The 14,488-nt window shown below is 60.6% G+C and carries 14 protein-coding genes and 1 tRNA gene; 10 read left to right on the top strand and 5 right to left on the bottom strand.

The annotated features are described in order from the left end of the window. Positions 1 to 2: 2 nt before the first annotated feature. A complete protein-coding gene (locus GDN47_RS27450) occupies positions 3 to 1,274 on the top strand; it encodes a GNAT family N-acetyltransferase (RefSeq protein WP_152094665.1) in 1,272 nt (423 codons plus the stop codon). Here the strand turns inward: GDN47_RS27450 and GDN47_RS27445 are convergent. Beyond that, on the bottom strand, positions 1,261 to 2,901 hold the full coding sequence (locus GDN47_RS27445) for an AMP-binding protein (RefSeq protein WP_145636256.1): 1,641 nt from the start codon (positions 2,899 to 2,901) through the stop codon (positions 1,261 to 1,263). The two genes, GDN47_RS27450 and GDN47_RS27445, sit on opposite strands and share 14 nt — an antisense overlap. A gap of 255 nt (positions 2,902 to 3,156) precedes the next feature. On the opposite strand from GDN47_RS27445, the gene GDN47_RS27440 reads away from it, so the two are divergent. Beyond that, a complete protein-coding gene (locus tag GDN47_RS27440; RefSeq protein ID WP_145636258.1) occupies positions 3,157 to 4,137 on the top strand; it encodes an aldo/keto reductase in 981 nt (326 codons plus the stop codon). Between the two features lie 447 nt (positions 4,138 to 4,584). Then, positions 4,585 to 5,379 carry a class I SAM-dependent methyltransferase gene (locus tag GDN47_RS27435; protein ID WP_145636260.1) on the top strand — a complete coding sequence of 265 codons (795 nt, stop codon included), beginning with the start codon at positions 4,585 to 4,587 and terminating at the stop codon, positions 5,377 to 5,379. A gap of 6 nt (positions 5,380 to 5,385) precedes the next feature. Here the strand turns inward: GDN47_RS27435 and GDN47_RS27430 are convergent, their stop codons facing one another. After that, positions 5,386 to 5,973 (bottom strand): TetR/AcrR family transcriptional regulator, encoded by a 588-nt coding sequence (locus GDN47_RS27430; RefSeq protein WP_145636262.1) that lies wholly within the window; start codon positions 5,971 to 5,973, stop codon positions 5,386 to 5,388. Between the two features lie 232 nt (positions 5,974 to 6,205). Between GDN47_RS27430 and GDN47_RS27425 the strand changes: the two genes are divergently transcribed. The 6 genes from GDN47_RS27425 (at position 6,206) to GDN47_RS27400 (ending at position 10,987) form a co-directional block, all read left to right on the top strand. After that, the gene (locus GDN47_RS27425) at positions 6,206 to 7,504 is read left to right on the top strand and encodes an MFS transporter (protein ID WP_152094664.1); all 1,299 of its coding nucleotides are present in this window, start codon (positions 6,206 to 6,208) and stop codon (positions 7,502 to 7,504) included. Between the two features lie 143 nt (positions 7,505 to 7,647). Further along, positions 7,648 to 7,732, top strand: a tRNA-Leu gene (locus GDN47_RS27420). Between the two features lie 300 nt (positions 7,733 to 8,032). Beyond that, positions 8,033 to 8,842 carry a HipA family kinase gene (locus GDN47_RS27415; RefSeq protein WP_152096731.1) on the top strand — a complete coding sequence of 270 codons (810 nt, stop codon included), beginning with the start codon at positions 8,033 to 8,035 and terminating at the stop codon, positions 8,840 to 8,842. 3 nt (positions 8,843 to 8,845) lie between these two features. Then, positions 8,846 to 9,637, top strand: a complete 792-nt coding sequence (locus tag GDN47_RS27410) for a DUF3037 domain-containing protein (RefSeq protein ID WP_145636269.1) — start codon at positions 8,846 to 8,848, stop codon at positions 9,635 to 9,637. A 228-nt stretch (positions 9,638 to 9,865) separates the two neighbouring features. Next, positions 9,866 to 10,459 (top strand): YqaA family protein, encoded by a 594-nt coding sequence (locus GDN47_RS27405; protein ID WP_145636271.1) that lies wholly within the window; start codon positions 9,866 to 9,868, stop codon positions 10,457 to 10,459. A gap of 15 nt (positions 10,460 to 10,474) precedes the next feature. Continuing rightward, the gene (locus GDN47_RS27400; protein ID WP_145636272.1) at positions 10,475 to 10,987 is read left to right on the top strand and encodes a disulfide bond formation protein B; all 513 of its coding nucleotides are present in this window, start codon (positions 10,475 to 10,477) and stop codon (positions 10,985 to 10,987) included. A gap of 273 nt (positions 10,988 to 11,260) precedes the next feature. Here GDN47_RS27400 and GDN47_RS27395 read toward each other — a convergent pair whose 3' ends face one another. Together GDN47_RS27395 and GDN47_RS27390 are read right to left on the bottom strand one after the other, a co-directional pair. Continuing rightward, on the bottom strand, positions 11,261 to 11,818 hold the full coding sequence (locus GDN47_RS27395) for an HNH endonuclease (RefSeq protein ID WP_015341304.1): 558 nt from the start codon (positions 11,816 to 11,818) through the stop codon (positions 11,261 to 11,263). Positions 11,819 to 11,928: 110 nt separating this feature from the next. Continuing rightward, a complete protein-coding gene (locus tag GDN47_RS27390; protein ID WP_173002585.1) occupies positions 11,929 to 12,618 on the bottom strand; it encodes a DNA-3-methyladenine glycosylase family protein in 690 nt (229 codons plus the stop codon). On the opposite strand from GDN47_RS27390, the gene gluQRS reads away from it, so the two are divergent. Next, positions 12,617 to 13,498: a tRNA glutamyl-Q(34) synthetase GluQRS gene (gene gluQRS, locus GDN47_RS27385; protein WP_145636274.1), complete on the top strand. Its 882-nt coding sequence runs from the start codon at positions 12,617 to 12,619 to the stop codon at positions 13,496 to 13,498. The two genes, GDN47_RS27390 and gluQRS, sit on opposite strands and share 2 nt — an antisense overlap. Here the strand turns inward: gluQRS and GDN47_RS27380 are convergent. Next, positions 13,463 to 14,401, bottom strand: coding sequence for a YihY/virulence factor BrkB family protein (locus tag GDN47_RS27380; RefSeq protein ID WP_145636277.1), 939 nt, complete (start codon positions 14,399 to 14,401; stop codon positions 13,463 to 13,465). The genes gluQRS and GDN47_RS27380 overlap by 36 nt on opposite strands. Positions 14,402 to 14,488: the final 87 nt, after the last annotated feature.

The raw sequence follows: 14,488 nt of genomic DNA, 5'->3' as shown, positions 1-14,488 counted from the left end.
TCATGGCACGTCCACCCTATACCGAAACCACCGACAGCCAAGTGAACGCCCTGACGCATACGCTCGCAGCGCTGCATTTCGAAGCGCCGAAAGCCGAGGCTCGCGTCGAGGTCGGCCGGGCCGGCCGCGAATTCTGCCTCTATCCCGGCAAGCTCGGCTACGAGCTGCAGGATGAGCTGGACTTCCTGTCCAACCGTGCCATGGAGCCGAACGTCTTCTTCTCCGGCCGCTTCCTCGCGCCCGCCATGCCCCGCCTTGAGGATCGGCAGGTGCGGCTGGCACTGATGCGCGACAACAGCAGCACGCGCAGCCGCATCCGTCTGCTGATGCCCTTCACCATCGACAAGCCGGGCTTTGCAATAGGGCCGTCCATTATCCGGGTCTGGTCGAACTCGTTTGGCCCACTCGGCACACCCTCGCTCGACGCCGAGGATGCCGGCGAAACGCTCGACAACCTCCTCGAGGCGCTCTCCCGGCCGGAACTGCATCTGCCGAGCACGCTCGTATTGCCGGATGTTCGTCTCAACGGTCATTTCGTCCAGATGGCCAAGGTCATCGCCATCGGCCGGAACCTGCCGATCGCCGTCGCCAACCCATTCCAGCGTCCGATGCTCCAGAGCAATGACGACGCGCTTACCTATCTCAAGCGGACGATTTCCAACGCGCACTTGCGGGAAATGCGCCGGCAGTGGCGGCTGCTGGAAAGCCTGGGCGAAGTCACCTACAGCGTCGCGCGCCAACCCCGCGATATTCATGGGCGCATGGAAGAATTCCTGGCGCTGGAAGCAAGCGGCTGGAAGGGAAAGAAGCGCTCGGCGCTGGTCACCGATCGTCACCATGCCGCCTTCGCCCGCGAGGCAATTTCCAACCTCGCAGCCATCGACGCGGTGCGCATCCATACCATCGATCTCGACGGCAAGGCTATCGCCTCGATGATCGTACTCATTATGGGCGGTGAGGCCTATACCTGGAAAACTGCCTATGACGAGGCCTATGCCCGCTTTTCGCCGGGCAAGCTGCTGATGGGCGAGCTGACGGAATGGCATCTGGACGATGCCAACGTCGTCCGCTCCGATTCCTGTGCCGTGCCGGATCATCCAATCATGAGCCGCTTCTGGCACGAGCGTGAAGAGATGGGCACGCTCATCATCGGCCTGACACCGAACGGCGACCGCGACGTCCGCCAGGTTACCACGCAGCTCCATATGTATCGCAGCACCCGCAACATGGCGAAGCTGCTGCGCGAAAAGATCCTGTCGCTTACGAAGCGCTGACCTCGGCGATCGCCCGCTCGCGCAGCAGGCGGCGGATCACCTTGCCCGAGGTCGTCAGCGGCAGAGCATCGACAAATTCGATCTCGCGCGGATATTCGTGCATGGAAAGCCGGGTCTTCACCCATTCGCGGATTTCGGCCGCAAGTGTCTCGCTCGGTTCGCGGCCGGGCACGAGCACGACATAAGCCTTGACGATTTCCGTTCTGACCGCGTCCGGCTTGCCGACGGCCGCCGCCATCTGCACCGCAGGATGGCCGCCGAGGCAATCCTCGATCTCGCTCGGGCCGATGCGATAGCCCGACGAGGTGATGACATCGTCATCGCGGCCGACGAAGGAAATATAGCCATCCGCATCCTGCCGGCCGATATCGCCGGTCAGCAGCCAATCATTGGCGAATTTCGCCTCCGTCGCCGCCTCGTTCTGCCAATAACCCAGGAACATCACCGGATCGGGCCGCCTGATCGCGATCTGCCCCGTCTCGCCCACGGGAACCTCATGGCCATCAGCATCGACGATCGCGACATGATGGCCGGGGGCAGGCTTGCCCGTCGCCCCGCCGCGGCTGACGCCGAACGCCTCGCTGGAGGAGAGCACGAAATTGCACTCCGTCTGGCCGAAGAATTCGTTGACGCTGACACCAAGCGCGGACCGCGCCCATTCGAAGGTTTCACGGCCGAGCGCCTCGCCTGCAGACCCTATCGTGCGCAGCTTCAGATCATAATGCGCCCGCGGATTGTCGACGGCCTTCAGCAAACGCAGCGCCGTTGGCGGAATGAAGGCATTGCGCACCTCCATCTCAGCCATGATGCGGAAGGCCATGTGTGGATCGAACTTCTGCCCGGGGGAGGAAACGACGGGAACGCCGAGCATCAGGCTCGGCAGCAGCGCATTCAGGAGACCGCCGGCCCAGGCCCAATCCGACGGCGTCCAGAGCCGGTCGCCGGCTTTGGGAAAGCCCTCATGGGCGAATTGCATGCCCGGAATATGCCCCGGCAGCACGCGATGGCCATGCAGCGCGCCCTTGGGTGGGCCGGTCGTGCCCGAGGTGAAAATCATCAGGGCCGGATCGTCCGGGCCGGTATCGGCGACCGCAAACAGCGGCGGATGCGCCGCCACCAGATCGGCAAAGCCGGAAACGCCCTCTTCGCCGCCATCGATGCTGATCACTTGCGCCAGTTCCGGCAATCGGTCCCGGATCGGACGCAGCCGTTCGAGGCCGAACCGGTTGGTGACGATGGCCGATGCCCCGGCTGCCCTCAGCCGGTATTTCAGCGCCTCGGCGCCGAACAGCAAGGCCAGCGGCAACGCGATCGCGCCCATCTTGTAGATCGCCACATGCGCGACGACTGTCTCAAAACTCTGCGGCAGCAGCAGCGCCACCCGATCTCCCGCCCGCACCCCGAGCGCGACGAGCGCATTGGCGAAAGAGGCCGAGCGATCGCGCAACTCACCATAGGTCATGGAAAAGTGATTGCCGTTGGGATTGAAATGCTGAAGGCAGATCCGGTCGGGCTCGCATTCGGCCCAGGCATCGCAAACAGCATGTCCCATGTTGAATTTCGCCGGAATCTCCCAACGAAAGTCACGATAGAGGGCTTCATAAGTATCACGCGGGGGCAATTTCATGCGCAGTTCCAGAAAATGGTGCGGTGCAGCTAACACCTGTCGCCTCTGGGGTTCAAGGAAACATTTGAAATCACCGTCTTCCCCCGGGCGCGAATCGCCTTATTTATTGAGGAATACTTCGAAGCTCTTCACGAATTCATGCGTCGACCGACGGCGACTTTGCCCGTCGATTTGCTTTTCGCGGCGCACCCATCCCATCGCCCTTCTGACGATGGGCCTCCTTGTAGCGAATGATCGAATGGACGGAGAATAGCGATGGAATACGTAAAGCTCGGCAGGACCGGCCTTGAAGTCTCACGCATCTGCCTGGGTTGCATGACCTATGGCGATCCCAACAAGGGCACGCACGCCTGGTCATTGAAGGAGGAGGACAGCCGCCCGCTGCTGCGCCAGGCGATCGAAGCCGGCATCAACTTCCTCGATACGGCCAATACCTATTCCAACGGTTCGTCGGAGGAGATCGTCGGCCGTGCCATCAAGGATTTCGCCCGCCGCGACGATATCGTGCTCGCCACCAAAGTCTTCAATCGCATGCGCCCCGGCCCGAACGGCGCCGGTCTGTCCCGCAAGGCGATCTTTGACGAGATCGACAACAGCCTTCGCCGCCTCGGCACCGACTATGTCGATCTCTACCAGATCCACCGCTGGGATTATACGACGCCGATCGAAGAAACGCTGGAAGCGCTGCATGATGTCGTCAAGGCCGGTAAGGCCCGCTATATCGGCGCTTCCTCCATGTATGCCTGGCAGTTCGCCAAGGCGATCTACACCTCCCGTCTCAACGGCTGGACGGAGTTCGTCAGCATGCAGGACCACCTGAACCTGCTCTACCGCGAGGAAGAGCGCGAGATGCTGCCCTTCTGCGAGGACCAAAAGATCGCCGTCATTCCTTGGAGCCCACTTGCTCGCGGCCGCCTGACGCGCGACTGGGACGAGGCGACAGCCCGCACGGAGTCTGACGAATTCGGTAAAACGCTTTACACCCAGGCACTCGAAGCCGACCGTAAGATCGTCGATGCCGTCGGCGCGGTCGCCAAGGCACGCGGCATCCCGCGCGCGCAGGTCGCAACCGCCTGGATCTTGCAGAAAAGCGCCGTCACTGCCCCGATCATCGGCGCTTCCAAGCCCGGCCACATCACGGATGCTATCGCCTCTCTGGAAGTCAAATTGACGTCGGAAGAAATCGAAACGCTGGAATCACCCTATGTCCCGCATGGGGTTGCTGGGTTCAAGTGAACCGGGATTTTGGAGCTGCCCAGGTTGGGCTGGTGATATTGCGGCTGGCTGCCTGGCCCCTCACCCCAGCCCTCTCCCCGCGCGCGCAGGGGTATCGCATATGGTGCGGATGAGCATCCTAAGCTCCTTCTCCCCTCGGGGAGAAGGTGGCCCGAAGGGTCGGATGAGGGGGCTATCGATTTGAATTCATGGATTTTCGTGCGTTTAGCAGGCACCCCCTCATCCGCCGGACGGCACCTTCTCCCCAAGGGGAGAAGGGGACGCGACAACAACTTCGGGTCATATGCGATTGCCCTCCTCGCGCGCGGGGAGAGGGTTAGGGTGAGGGGCATTCACATCCTCTGAAGCCGATTGGCCACGCGGCAAATCGCGCAAAAGTGACTTCACGAACCGGTCATAGTTGGGGCTTAACAGATCGAGGTTCCTTCCCCCCGAGGATGATATCCAATGATCACTGTTCCCTTCGAAGCACGGCGATTTCAATCGACCGCGGCCTATTACCTGCGCTATCGCATTCCCTATCCTGACAAGCTGATTACCCGCGTCGCCGAACGCAGCGGCCTGAAATCAGGCGATCATGTGCTCGATCTCGGCTGCGGCCCCGGCCAGCTTGGCATCGCCTTCGCGCGGCTGCAGGGTGCCGCCGTCACCGCCATGGATCCGGAACCGGAAATGCTTGCCGAAGCCGAGATCGGCGCGAAGCAAGCGGGTGTCGATATCACCATCCGCCAAGGCTCTTCCTACGATCTCGGACCTGACATCGGCAGGCTGCATCTCTGCGTCATGGGCCGCTCCTTCCACTGGATGGACAGGCCGGCGACGCTTGAGGCCCTCGATAAGCTGATCGAGCCGGGCGGCGCCGTCGTGCTTTTCCACGATAAAGGCATTCTGGCGGAGCCGAACTGGCGCGGCATCCTTGAACCGCTGATGGAAACCTATTCGCCCGAGCGCAGCGCGGAGCGGCAGATGCGCCGGAGCAAGGAATGGGCGCCGCATGAAGCCATGCTGCTCGCCTCACCCTTCCGCAATCTGGAACGGATCGGCATCGTCTCGGAATATACCAGGGATATCGAAGAGATCGTCGGCCGCATCTTCTCGATGTCGTCGACCTCGCCGCAGGCACTGGGCGACAAGGCCGCCGATTTCGAAGCCGCACTTCGCGCCGAACTGCTGGCGGCCGCACCCGACGGCAAATTCAGGGAGGTCGTCGAGGCGAACGGGCTGCTCGCCTTCCGCGACTAGGCAAGCTCAGCCGTTGCTTTCACCCGGCGGCGGCGACAGCTCCTGCCGGGTCGCCGACAGAAACTCTTGCGATAGCTCAGAATTGTCCATCGCCCGCGCCAGAATGACGGCGCCCACCATGGCCGAAAGGCTGGCAAACGCCTTGCGCCGGCGCTCCTCCGGCGTCTCGCCGGGAACGATCTCTTCCAGCACTTCGACCAGCCCTATCAGGCCGCCGGTGAAGGTGGATTGCATCTTGGGGCCATGGCGGCTGACCTCCTGCGTCAGCGCCGCAAAGACGCAGCCTGTCGCGTGCTCGACGACATTGCGATGCGAGAGATAATGGGCAAGCAGCGCTTCCAGCGGCTGTTCGGGCGAGCTTGCAGCCACCTGCTTCCAGCGCTCCAGCGAGCGGGCCACCAGCGCCTTGCTCGCCTCGCAGGCAAGCTCGTCCTTCGAATCGAAATGGCCGTAGAAGCCGCCATGCGTGAGCCCGGCCGCCTTCATGATCTCTGCGACGCCGATGCCGTCGAAACCCTTCTCGCGAAAGAGCTCGCCCGCCACGGCAAGGATCTTCTCGCGATTCTCGGCGAATTTCTCGCGGCTCACTCTCATCAAAAAACTCCATCAGAGCATCAAGAAAACTGTATTGACAATTTATATGATGACCATCATCAATACGCAACAAATATGATAGCAATCATGTAAATGCCTTTACACAAACGTTCAAGCCGGGAGAACGGCGGGACGCTATAAGCGGATGTGGTCCCCAGGCCGTCCGCGATCGAGCGCTCGTAAGCCTCCCGGTCCAGCCGCCAAGACACGCAACCTGATTGGAACGCAGCTCATGGTTTCCACTGCCCTTGCCTCGACGCTCGCCCGGCGCAACATCCATTACGGATGGGTCGTCGTCGCCGCCACTTTCCTCACCATGCTGGTCACGGCCGGCGCCATGGGCGCGCCCGGCGTGCTCATCAAGCCGCTGGAGGACGAGTTCGGCTGGAGCACCTCCTCCATTTCGTCGGCGCTTGCCGTCCGCCTCGTGCTGTTCGGCCTGATGGGTCCCTTTGCCGCCGCCTTCATGAACCATTTCGGCGTGCGCAAGGTCATCGTCTTCGCGCTGGCGACCATCGGCGTCGGCTTCATCGGCTCGCTCTTCATGACGCAAGTCTGGCAGCTGCTGCTCTGCTGGGGCATCATCATCGGCTTTGGCACCGGCCTCACCGCCATGGTGCTCGCCGCAACCGTCTCGACCCGCTGGTTCACCAAGCATCGCGGCCTCGTCATCGGCATGCTCTCGGCAAGCTCGGCCACGGGGCAGCTCGTCTTCCTGCCGCTGATGGCGGAGCTGACGACGCGCTATGGCTGGCGCACCACCGTGCTCTTCGTCTGCGGCATGATCGTCGTTGCCGCCCTCGTCGTGCTGCTCCTGATGCGCGACCGCCCCTCGGACGTCAACCTGCCGCTGGTCGGCGAGATCCACATCACGCCGCCGCCGGCCGCCACCAAGGACCTGAAGGCCGCGCTTGCCTCGCCGATCGCCATTCTGCGGGAGGTTTCCACCACATCCACTTTCTGGATCCTCTTTGCCACCTTCTTCATCTGCGGCCTATCGACCAACGGGCTGATCCAGACGCATTTCGTCACCCTCTGCGGCGATTTCGGCATCGTGCCTGTCGCGGCCGCCAGCGTGCTCGCGGTCATGGGCATCTTCGATTTCTTCGGCACGATCGGCTCCGGCTGGCTCTCCGACCGCTTCGACAATCGCTGGCTGCTCTTCTGGTATTACGGCCTGCGCGGCCTGTCGCTGGTTTACCTGCCCTTCAGCGACTTCACCTTCTACGGCCTGTCGATCTTCGCCGTCTTCTATGGCCTCGACTGGATCGCCACCGTGCCGCCGACCGTCAAGATCGCCGCCGACCGCTTCGGCCGCGAAAAGGCCGGCCTCGTCTTCGGCTGGGTCTTCGCCGGCCATCAGCTGGGTGCCGCCACCGCCGCCTATGGCGCCGGCCTCACCCGCACGGAGCTCAACACCTATCTCCCCGCCTTCTTCGTCGCCGGCGCCTTCTGCCTGCTCGCCGCGCTCCTGGCGATCACCCTGCAAAAGTCCGGCTCCACCACCAAGAGCCCTGCCATGGCGCACTGAGCTTCACGCGGCAAAAGCCCATGGCGTCCACCCGCGCCATGGGCCAAGCCGCAACCCTGCGGAAACACTCGCAATATCTGCCGCTCCCCGCTTGCGCGCCCCGCCGCTCACATGCTAGACAGCCGCCTCGTCAGTACCCCGTTGCCCCATTGGCGGAATTGGTAGACGCGCTCGACTCAAAATCGAGTTTCGAAAGAAGTGCTGGTTCGACTCCGGCATGGGGCACCAAAAATCTCCAGATAAGTCAATTACCAAGACTTCAACGGTTGATGCATCCATCCGCTACAGCGCCTAATGTGGAACACGTGACTGCTTAGACGACCTCCGAACACGGATAAGCCGGGGAAGTTCGGAGGTCGTGTGACTACTCTGATTACGCTATTTTACTGAAGACGCGTAGGCTAGTTCAGCCTGCGCTTCAGCGCGAGCTTTGTGGCGACTAAATCACTCGTACCCTCGACATACGGTTGCATTGCGCGTGTGTAACGATAAGGTGACCTTGTCGAAAATCGGACATCGGGGTACGAAGTGCTAGCCTGCGGCAATTCAATCTGCCCAACAGAGATCACGCGAGAAATTCAGCATTTTACTTCAAGTACCAGCCCGGCCAGGGTCGCTACAAACGCAGGTGATGGGTTCATAAAATCATTGGGCAACCCTATGGGGAGCGCGGCGCTGGTTTCGGAATTGGTCGCCGCTGAGTTGGCTGTTTGGTTTGGACTAGCCATTCCTCCGTTCGCTGTTATTCATCAATGCGATATCGAGATCATTATGCGCAAAAATGGTCAACCGATGATAGCGCCCCTTTTCTTCTCATCAGCGGTTGAGGGCACGCCGCGTGACGGAACAGATGCATTCCTGCGGCGTCTTCGAGATAAAGATTGTGTGTCAAGGCTCGTTGTTTTCGACACTTGGATCAGAAACTGGGATCGTTACTATGGAGGGGACGCCAATTCGGACAACCTCCTGTACGTACAGGCGTCGGTGCATAAATATGATTTAGTGCCAATCGATCACTCAAATTGTTTCATTGGCGGCGACCCGGTATTTCCAGACGGCGCTGCGCCGAACGATTGGATCGAAGACGGGAGTGTTTATGGGAAATTTCCCGAATTTGACGACTTTATCACTAGCGACGGTGTTACGGCAGCGCTTGACAGGCTGACAACATTAGACCGTAATTTCGTAACTGAAGTTGTTAACTCCGTGCCATTAGCTTGGGGTTTAGGACCGTTAGCTCGAGTGGGGTTGATAGATTTCATCTGCGCTCGCGCCACCTACCTTGTAGACACCTTAGCGCCGAAGCTGATAGACGAGCCGCCTTTTCCGGGATTTTGAGCGATGAAAGACAGGCAGGGATACTTCTCAATCATTCAGTATTCAGAGCACCCTGAACGCGCAGAATACATCAATATTGGTGTGGTTTTGTTCGCGGCTGAGGCTCCATACGTTTTCTGCAAGTTCGGCGAACGCCCGAAGCGTATAAAATCAGCATTTAATGTCAGTCCCGGCGTCCATTTTGAGCTTCTTCAGAACTCATTCTATAACAGGCTCCTCTCCGAATTTAGAGACGGTTGGAAGAGAGAGAATATCGATAGATTCATCTCGCAAAGATCAGGAAAAATACGACTGTTTCCATTGAGGTCCATTCTCATCAGCAATGCTAGAGCTGATTTGGATAGTGTCTTTTCCGATTTGGTCGGTGAGATACCTGCCAAGCCTCGCAAGCAGCGAGCTAACGCTATGCTGGCTAGTAAACTCAGAGAGTTTGGTGTTGACACCTTGCTTGAGAGGCCCGATCCCGTCCTCCTCGAAGGCGGTATAAAAATTGAAGCGCCGTTTGGCTATCAGAATGGAGCGTTCAATCTGCTTCAGGGCCTCTCGCTGGGTGACGATCCAGACAAGGCTCTAAGCAAGGCGAGTCCTTCCATGATCGAGGGAAATCTGCTCTTTAGCCAAACGCTGCAAGAGAAGCGCCTCGTAGTGGTTGCCGATGGTGCCGAGATGCATGATGAGAGCTTCATCTCGCTGCTAAGTTCTCAAATGGAGCAGCACAAGGTACGCTTCTACACCATGGCCGACATGCAGCCGCTTGTCTCAGATATCAGAATTAATTACGCGCTGCATCATTGACTGGAGTTGAGCACTTGGGGAACATTTTAGTTTTCCCGAGTTTGCGAAGCTCTTCATCTTCCTCTCGGGAGGCTAGGGCGAAGCGTGCCAATGAAGGCACATCGACTAACGTTTGCGCACCCCCCATCACGAAAAATTTTGCCTTTCCGCCACTTCCATCAGTCCCTGACCATTTACAGCCATAATCCTGCCCCCTAAAGGTTTGCAACGCAGCAAAAAGGGGGCCTTATGCTTCGTAGACTGTACGACTGGACCATGTCGCTCGCCGGCCGCAAATCGGCGGAAATCTGGTTGGCCGTGATCGCCTTCGTCGAGAGCTCCATCTTTCTCGTTCCGGCGGACGTGCTTTTCCTGCCGATGTCTCTGGCGAAGCCCGAGCGCGCCTGGCGCTATGCGCTGACGGCGACGGTTGCCTCCGTGCTGGGCGGCATTGCCGGCTGGGCGCTCGGCTACTACGCCTTCGAGACCATCGCCAAGCCGATCCTCGAATTCTACGGCAAGCTCGACGCCTTCAACCAGATGAGCGCCGGCATCACCTATGAATGGGTGCTCCTGCTGCTGGTTACATCGGGTCTGGCCCATCTGCCGCCGATCAAGGTGGTGACGATCCTCTCCGGCGTCGCCCATATCAATCTCGGCCTGTTCATCGTCTCGGCCATCGTCGCCCGCGGCGCCCGCTTCTTCCTCCTGGCCTTCCTGCTTCGCCGCTATGGTGAATCCATCCGCCACTTCATCGAAAAGCGCCTGGGCCAGATCACCATGGCCGTCGCCGCCGCTCTCATCGCCCTCTATGCCGTCTTCCATTTTGCTTTGGCGAGCTGACAAGGAGCCCTCAGCATGTCCATGACTTCGCCTTCCCCCCGCGCCGGCCTCGGCTATGGCGTCCTGCTGACGATCGGCATGATCGTCGTCATCGGTTCGGCGCTCGGCTTCCAGTACATTGGCGGCTATATCCCCTGCGCACTCTGCCTCGATCAGCGCCAGCCCTATTATTATGGCATCCCCGTCGCCATCATCGCCGTGCTGACGGCAGTCGTCGGCCTGCCCTCCTGGATCACCCGCGGGCTGCTGATCATCGCCGGTCTGATGATGGTAGTCGGCGGCGGTATCGGCGTCTATCACGCCGGCGTCGAATGGCACTTCTGGGAAGGCCCGACCACCTGCTCGACAACGGCCAGCAGCGTCACGCAGAATGCCGGCGACCTGCTCGGCCAGCTGAACACCATCAAGGGGCCGTCCTGCACGGAAGCAGCCCTTCGTGTCGCCGGCCTTTCGATGGCTGGCTGGAATGTGATCGCCAGCGTGATCCTGGCTGCGATTGCTTTTGTGGGGGCAAAGAAGGCTGCGTGAATCATTGGGCGAGTAGCCGTGATCTCTCGTATGCCGCGGCTCTGATACCCCCCTCTGTCCCTTTCGGGACATCTCCCCCACAAGGGGGGGAGATTGGTGGGAATGTGTCGCACCTGCAAAGCAAAGTAAGCTCAACGACAGCAGATACGATGTCGATTTAGGTCGGGAAGGTACCGCAAGTTACCGATCTCCCCCCTTGTGGGGGAGATGTCCCGAAAGGGACAGAGGGGGGTGCCGCACTCACCTCAAACTCGGACCTAAAGAAGCACGTCCTTACGGCTGCAGTTCCGAATCCCAGTAGAGATAGTCGAGCCAGCTGTCGTGCAGATAGTTCGGCGGGAAGAGGCGGCCGTTATTGTGCAGGTCCTGCACGGTCGGCTGGTATGGCTTCTGCGCCGGGAACATGCCGGCCTGCTTCGGCAGCTTGCTGCCCTTGCGCAGGTTGCACGGCGAACAGGCGGCCACGACGTTCTCCCAGGTCGTCTCGCCGCCGTGGGCGCGCGGAATGACGTGGTCGAAGGTCAGGTCGTCATGGGAACCGCAATACTGGCATTCGAACTTGTCGCGCAGGAAGACGTTGAAGCGGGTGAAGGCGGGATTGCGGGACGGCTGCACATATGTCTTCAGGCATACGACGCTCGGCAGCCGCATCGAGAAGCTCGGTGAGGACACGCACTGATCGTATTCTGCGATGATGTTCACACGGTCAAGAAAAACCGCCTTGATCGCGTCCTGCCAGGACCAGAGCGACAAGGGATAGTAACTCAGCGGTCTGTAGTCAGCGTTCAGCACGAGCGCCGGCAAGGACTGCGGGGAGACTGCAATCGTCAAGGAACCCTCCTGATCGATTCGGCATCTGCACCTGTATATTAGGCCGGTTGTTACAGGATTGTGAAGTCCAATAAATTCAGTGCATAAAGGCGATTTCGGGACATAGCCGATTAAACGATAGGCAGCGCATCCCGGCGCGTTTTCACGGCATAATAAGCCCAGAAAAGTCGGGCCGCGACCGAGCGCCAGGGCGCCCAAACCGCGGCTTCCCGGGTGATTTCCTTGGCCAAGGGCCTGACTTCATGGCCGAAAGCCATGCCGACGGCCGCCTGAAGCGCGACATCGCCGGCCGGAAACACATCTGCGTGACCGCCGCAGAACATCAGGTAGACCTCGGCCGTCCAGGGCCCGATTCCCTTGATGGAGGTCAGCTCGGCGAGCGCCTTGTCAGGTGATTCGGCACTGAGCGCATGGAGATCGAGGCTGCCTCCGGCAACGGCTTCGGCCACGCGCGCCAATGTCTCGTGCTTGATTCGCGACAGGCCGAAGGTCCGCCAAGCCTCCGGCGCCAGTGCTACATAGCCTTCAGCCGTCACCTGCCCCATGCCGGCGATCATTTTCCCCCAGATCGCGTCGGCACTGGCGCGGGAAACGACCTGCGACACGATGATATGGGCAAGCCCTTCGAAGCCCGGTTCGCGCAGCCGCAGCGGCAGCGCGCCGGCCTCTGCGGCAACGGGCCGCAGGCGCGGATCGATCTCCAGCAGCGCGGCCAGTCCCTGTTCGATATCGCGCTCGTCGCGAATGATCTGCATGACGCCTCGTGGTCCCCGGTTCAAATTCGTGGCAGAAGAAAGCATGATCGAGATTCCCCGTCAAAAGCCGAAGTTCCGTTTTGCCCCGAGCCCGAACGGCCCGCTGCATCTTGGCCATGCCTTGTCGGCGATCCTCAATCACGACATGGCGGCAAAGGCAGGCGGCGATTTCCTGCTGCGCATCGAAGACATAGATCAGGCGCGCTGCACACCCGATTTCGAAAAAGGCATCTATACCGACCTCTCCTGGCTCGGCCTCAGCTGGCAGCAGCCGGTGCGCCGGCAGTCCGAGCATTTTCCGGCCTATCAGACAGCGCTGCAGACGCTTGTCGAGCGCGGCCTCGTCTATCCCGCATTCCTGACGCGCGGCGAGGTCAAATCGCGCGTCGCCGCTTTCGAAGCGGATGGCAAATCCTGGCCACGCGACCCTGACGGCACGCCGCTCTATCCGCTCGATGACCGCGAGCGCAGCGATGCCGAGCGGCAGCGCCTGCTTGTTTCGGGCATGAAACACTCCTGGCGTCTCGATATGAAAAGAGCGCTGGCGGCAGCGGACGAACCATTGTACTGGCGGGAAAGCGGCGATGGCGAGACGGGCACTATTCCAGCCGATCCCGCCGCCTGGGGCGATGTCGTGCTGTCGCGCTCCGATGCGCCCTCGAGCTACCATCTTTCGGTCGTTGTCGACGACGCCGCGCAGGACATCACCCATGTCGTGCGCGGTCTCGATCTCTTCCACGCCACCTCGATCCATCGCCTGCTGCAGACGCTGCTCAGTCTGCCGGAGCCGCTTTATCACCACCACCGGCTCGTCCTCGGAGAGGACGGCAAGAAGCTTTCCAAGAGCATGGGCGATACCGGCATAGCCGAATGGCGCCGGCAGGGCCTCTCACCGGCGGAGCTTCGCCGCCGCATCGGCCTCTGATTCCGCCGCTACCTTTTCCGATGACACCTCCGCAGCAGGGCGGCTCGCCGCCTTGCCGAACAGCAGGCGGCGCACGCGGAATTTCATCAGCGCCGCATTGATCTCCGCCCCCATGATGAAGATCACGGCCAGCATATAGAGGAAGATCAGCACGATCATCACCGACGCCAGGCCGGCATAGGTGGCGGTGTAATTGGCGAAGGTGGAGAGATAATAGGCGAAGAGCACCGCGCCGATCGACCAGAACACCAGCGTCAGTATCACGCCGGGAATGACGTCGAACAACCGCCTGCGTCCGGCCGCCAGCCACAGATGCAGGATCAGCAGGCCGGCCAGGAGCAGAAAAATCGTGCCGTAGATCCGCCAGCTGAAGACGATGTCGAGGATATCGGCAAGCTTCGGCAGCCATTGCCTGGTGTAATTGAGGGCGAGCGGCACCGCGACAAGCAGAATGCTGAGGATGGCGAAGATCAGCACGGCAATGAGCACGTAACCGAGGCTGGCGAGGCGGTTGAAATACCAGGGCCGGGTTTCGGGCACGCGATAGGCGCGGTTCAGCGATATGCGCAGCGCCTCAACGCCGTTCGAGGCGAAATAGGCGGCCGCAAGCACGGAGATCGTCAAAAGGCCGCCGCGCGGGATGGTTAGCACCTGCACCACCTGATCGGCGAGCGGCTTGGCGATCGCCTCCGGCCAGGTGTCGAAGATCAGATGCACAGCCGTCGACGAGAACTGGCTGGCGCCGAGAAAGCTTGCGAGTGCCGTGCCGAAGATCAGGAAAGGGAAAACCGCGAGCAGCGTCGACAGCGCCACATGACTTGCCATGGCGAACCCGTCATCCTCGACGAAATGGAACACTGCGTCGTAGATCACCTTGTAAGTCGTCCGCAGGGCTGTCGGCATCCCATCTCCGCTTGACGTCGGCGCTCACCTGCCGGTTGTCGATTGTATCGGGTTCCTGAATATGGGAAACGAGTCCCGGTTTGTACA

This window comes from Martinezella dioscoreae (genome assembly GCF_009176305.1).
Lineage (GTDB): Bacteria > Pseudomonadota > Alphaproteobacteria > Rhizobiales > Rhizobiaceae > Rhizobium > Rhizobium dioscoreae.
The sequence above is the reverse complement of the archived record's forward strand: the minus strand, read 5'-3'. Positions and strand labels throughout refer to the sequence as shown.

Coding starts and splice junctions, on each gene's coding strand:
- GDN47_RS27450 (WP_152094665.1), top strand. CDS start 3: ATGGCACGTCCACCCTATACCGAAACCACCGACAGCCAAGTGAACGCC.
- GDN47_RS27445 (WP_145636256.1), bottom strand. CDS start 2,901: ATGAAATTGCCCCCGCGTGATACTTATGAAGCCCTCTATCGTGACTTT.
- GDN47_RS27440 (WP_145636258.1), top strand. CDS start 3,157: ATGGAATACGTAAAGCTCGGCAGGACCGGCCTTGAAGTCTCACGCATC.
- GDN47_RS27435 (WP_145636260.1), top strand. CDS start 4,585: ATGATCACTGTTCCCTTCGAAGCACGGCGATTTCAATCGACCGCGGCC.
- GDN47_RS27430 (WP_145636262.1), bottom strand. CDS start 5,973: ATGAGAGTGAGCCGCGAGAAATTCGCCGAGAATCGCGAGAAGATCCTT.
- GDN47_RS27425 (WP_152094664.1), top strand. CDS start 6,206: ATGGTTTCCACTGCCCTTGCCTCGACGCTCGCCCGGCGCAACATCCAT.
- GDN47_RS27410 (WP_145636269.1), top strand. CDS start 8,846: ATGAAAGACAGGCAGGGATACTTCTCAATCATTCAGTATTCAGAGCAC.
- GDN47_RS27405 (WP_145636271.1), top strand. CDS start 9,866: ATGCTTCGTAGACTGTACGACTGGACCATGTCGCTCGCCGGCCGCAAA.
- GDN47_RS27400 (WP_145636272.1), top strand. CDS start 10,475: ATGTCCATGACTTCGCCTTCCCCCCGCGCCGGCCTCGGCTATGGCGTC.
- gluQRS (WP_145636274.1), top strand. CDS start 12,617: ATGATCGAGATTCCCCGTCAAAAGCCGAAGTTCCGTTTTGCCCCGAGC.
- GDN47_RS27390 (WP_173002585.1), bottom strand. CDS start 12,618: ATGCTTTCTTCTGCCACGAATTTGAACCGGGGACCACGAGGCGTCATG.
- GDN47_RS27380 (WP_145636277.1), bottom strand. CDS start 14,401: ATGCCGACAGCCCTGCGGACGACTTACAAGGTGATCTACGACGCAGTG.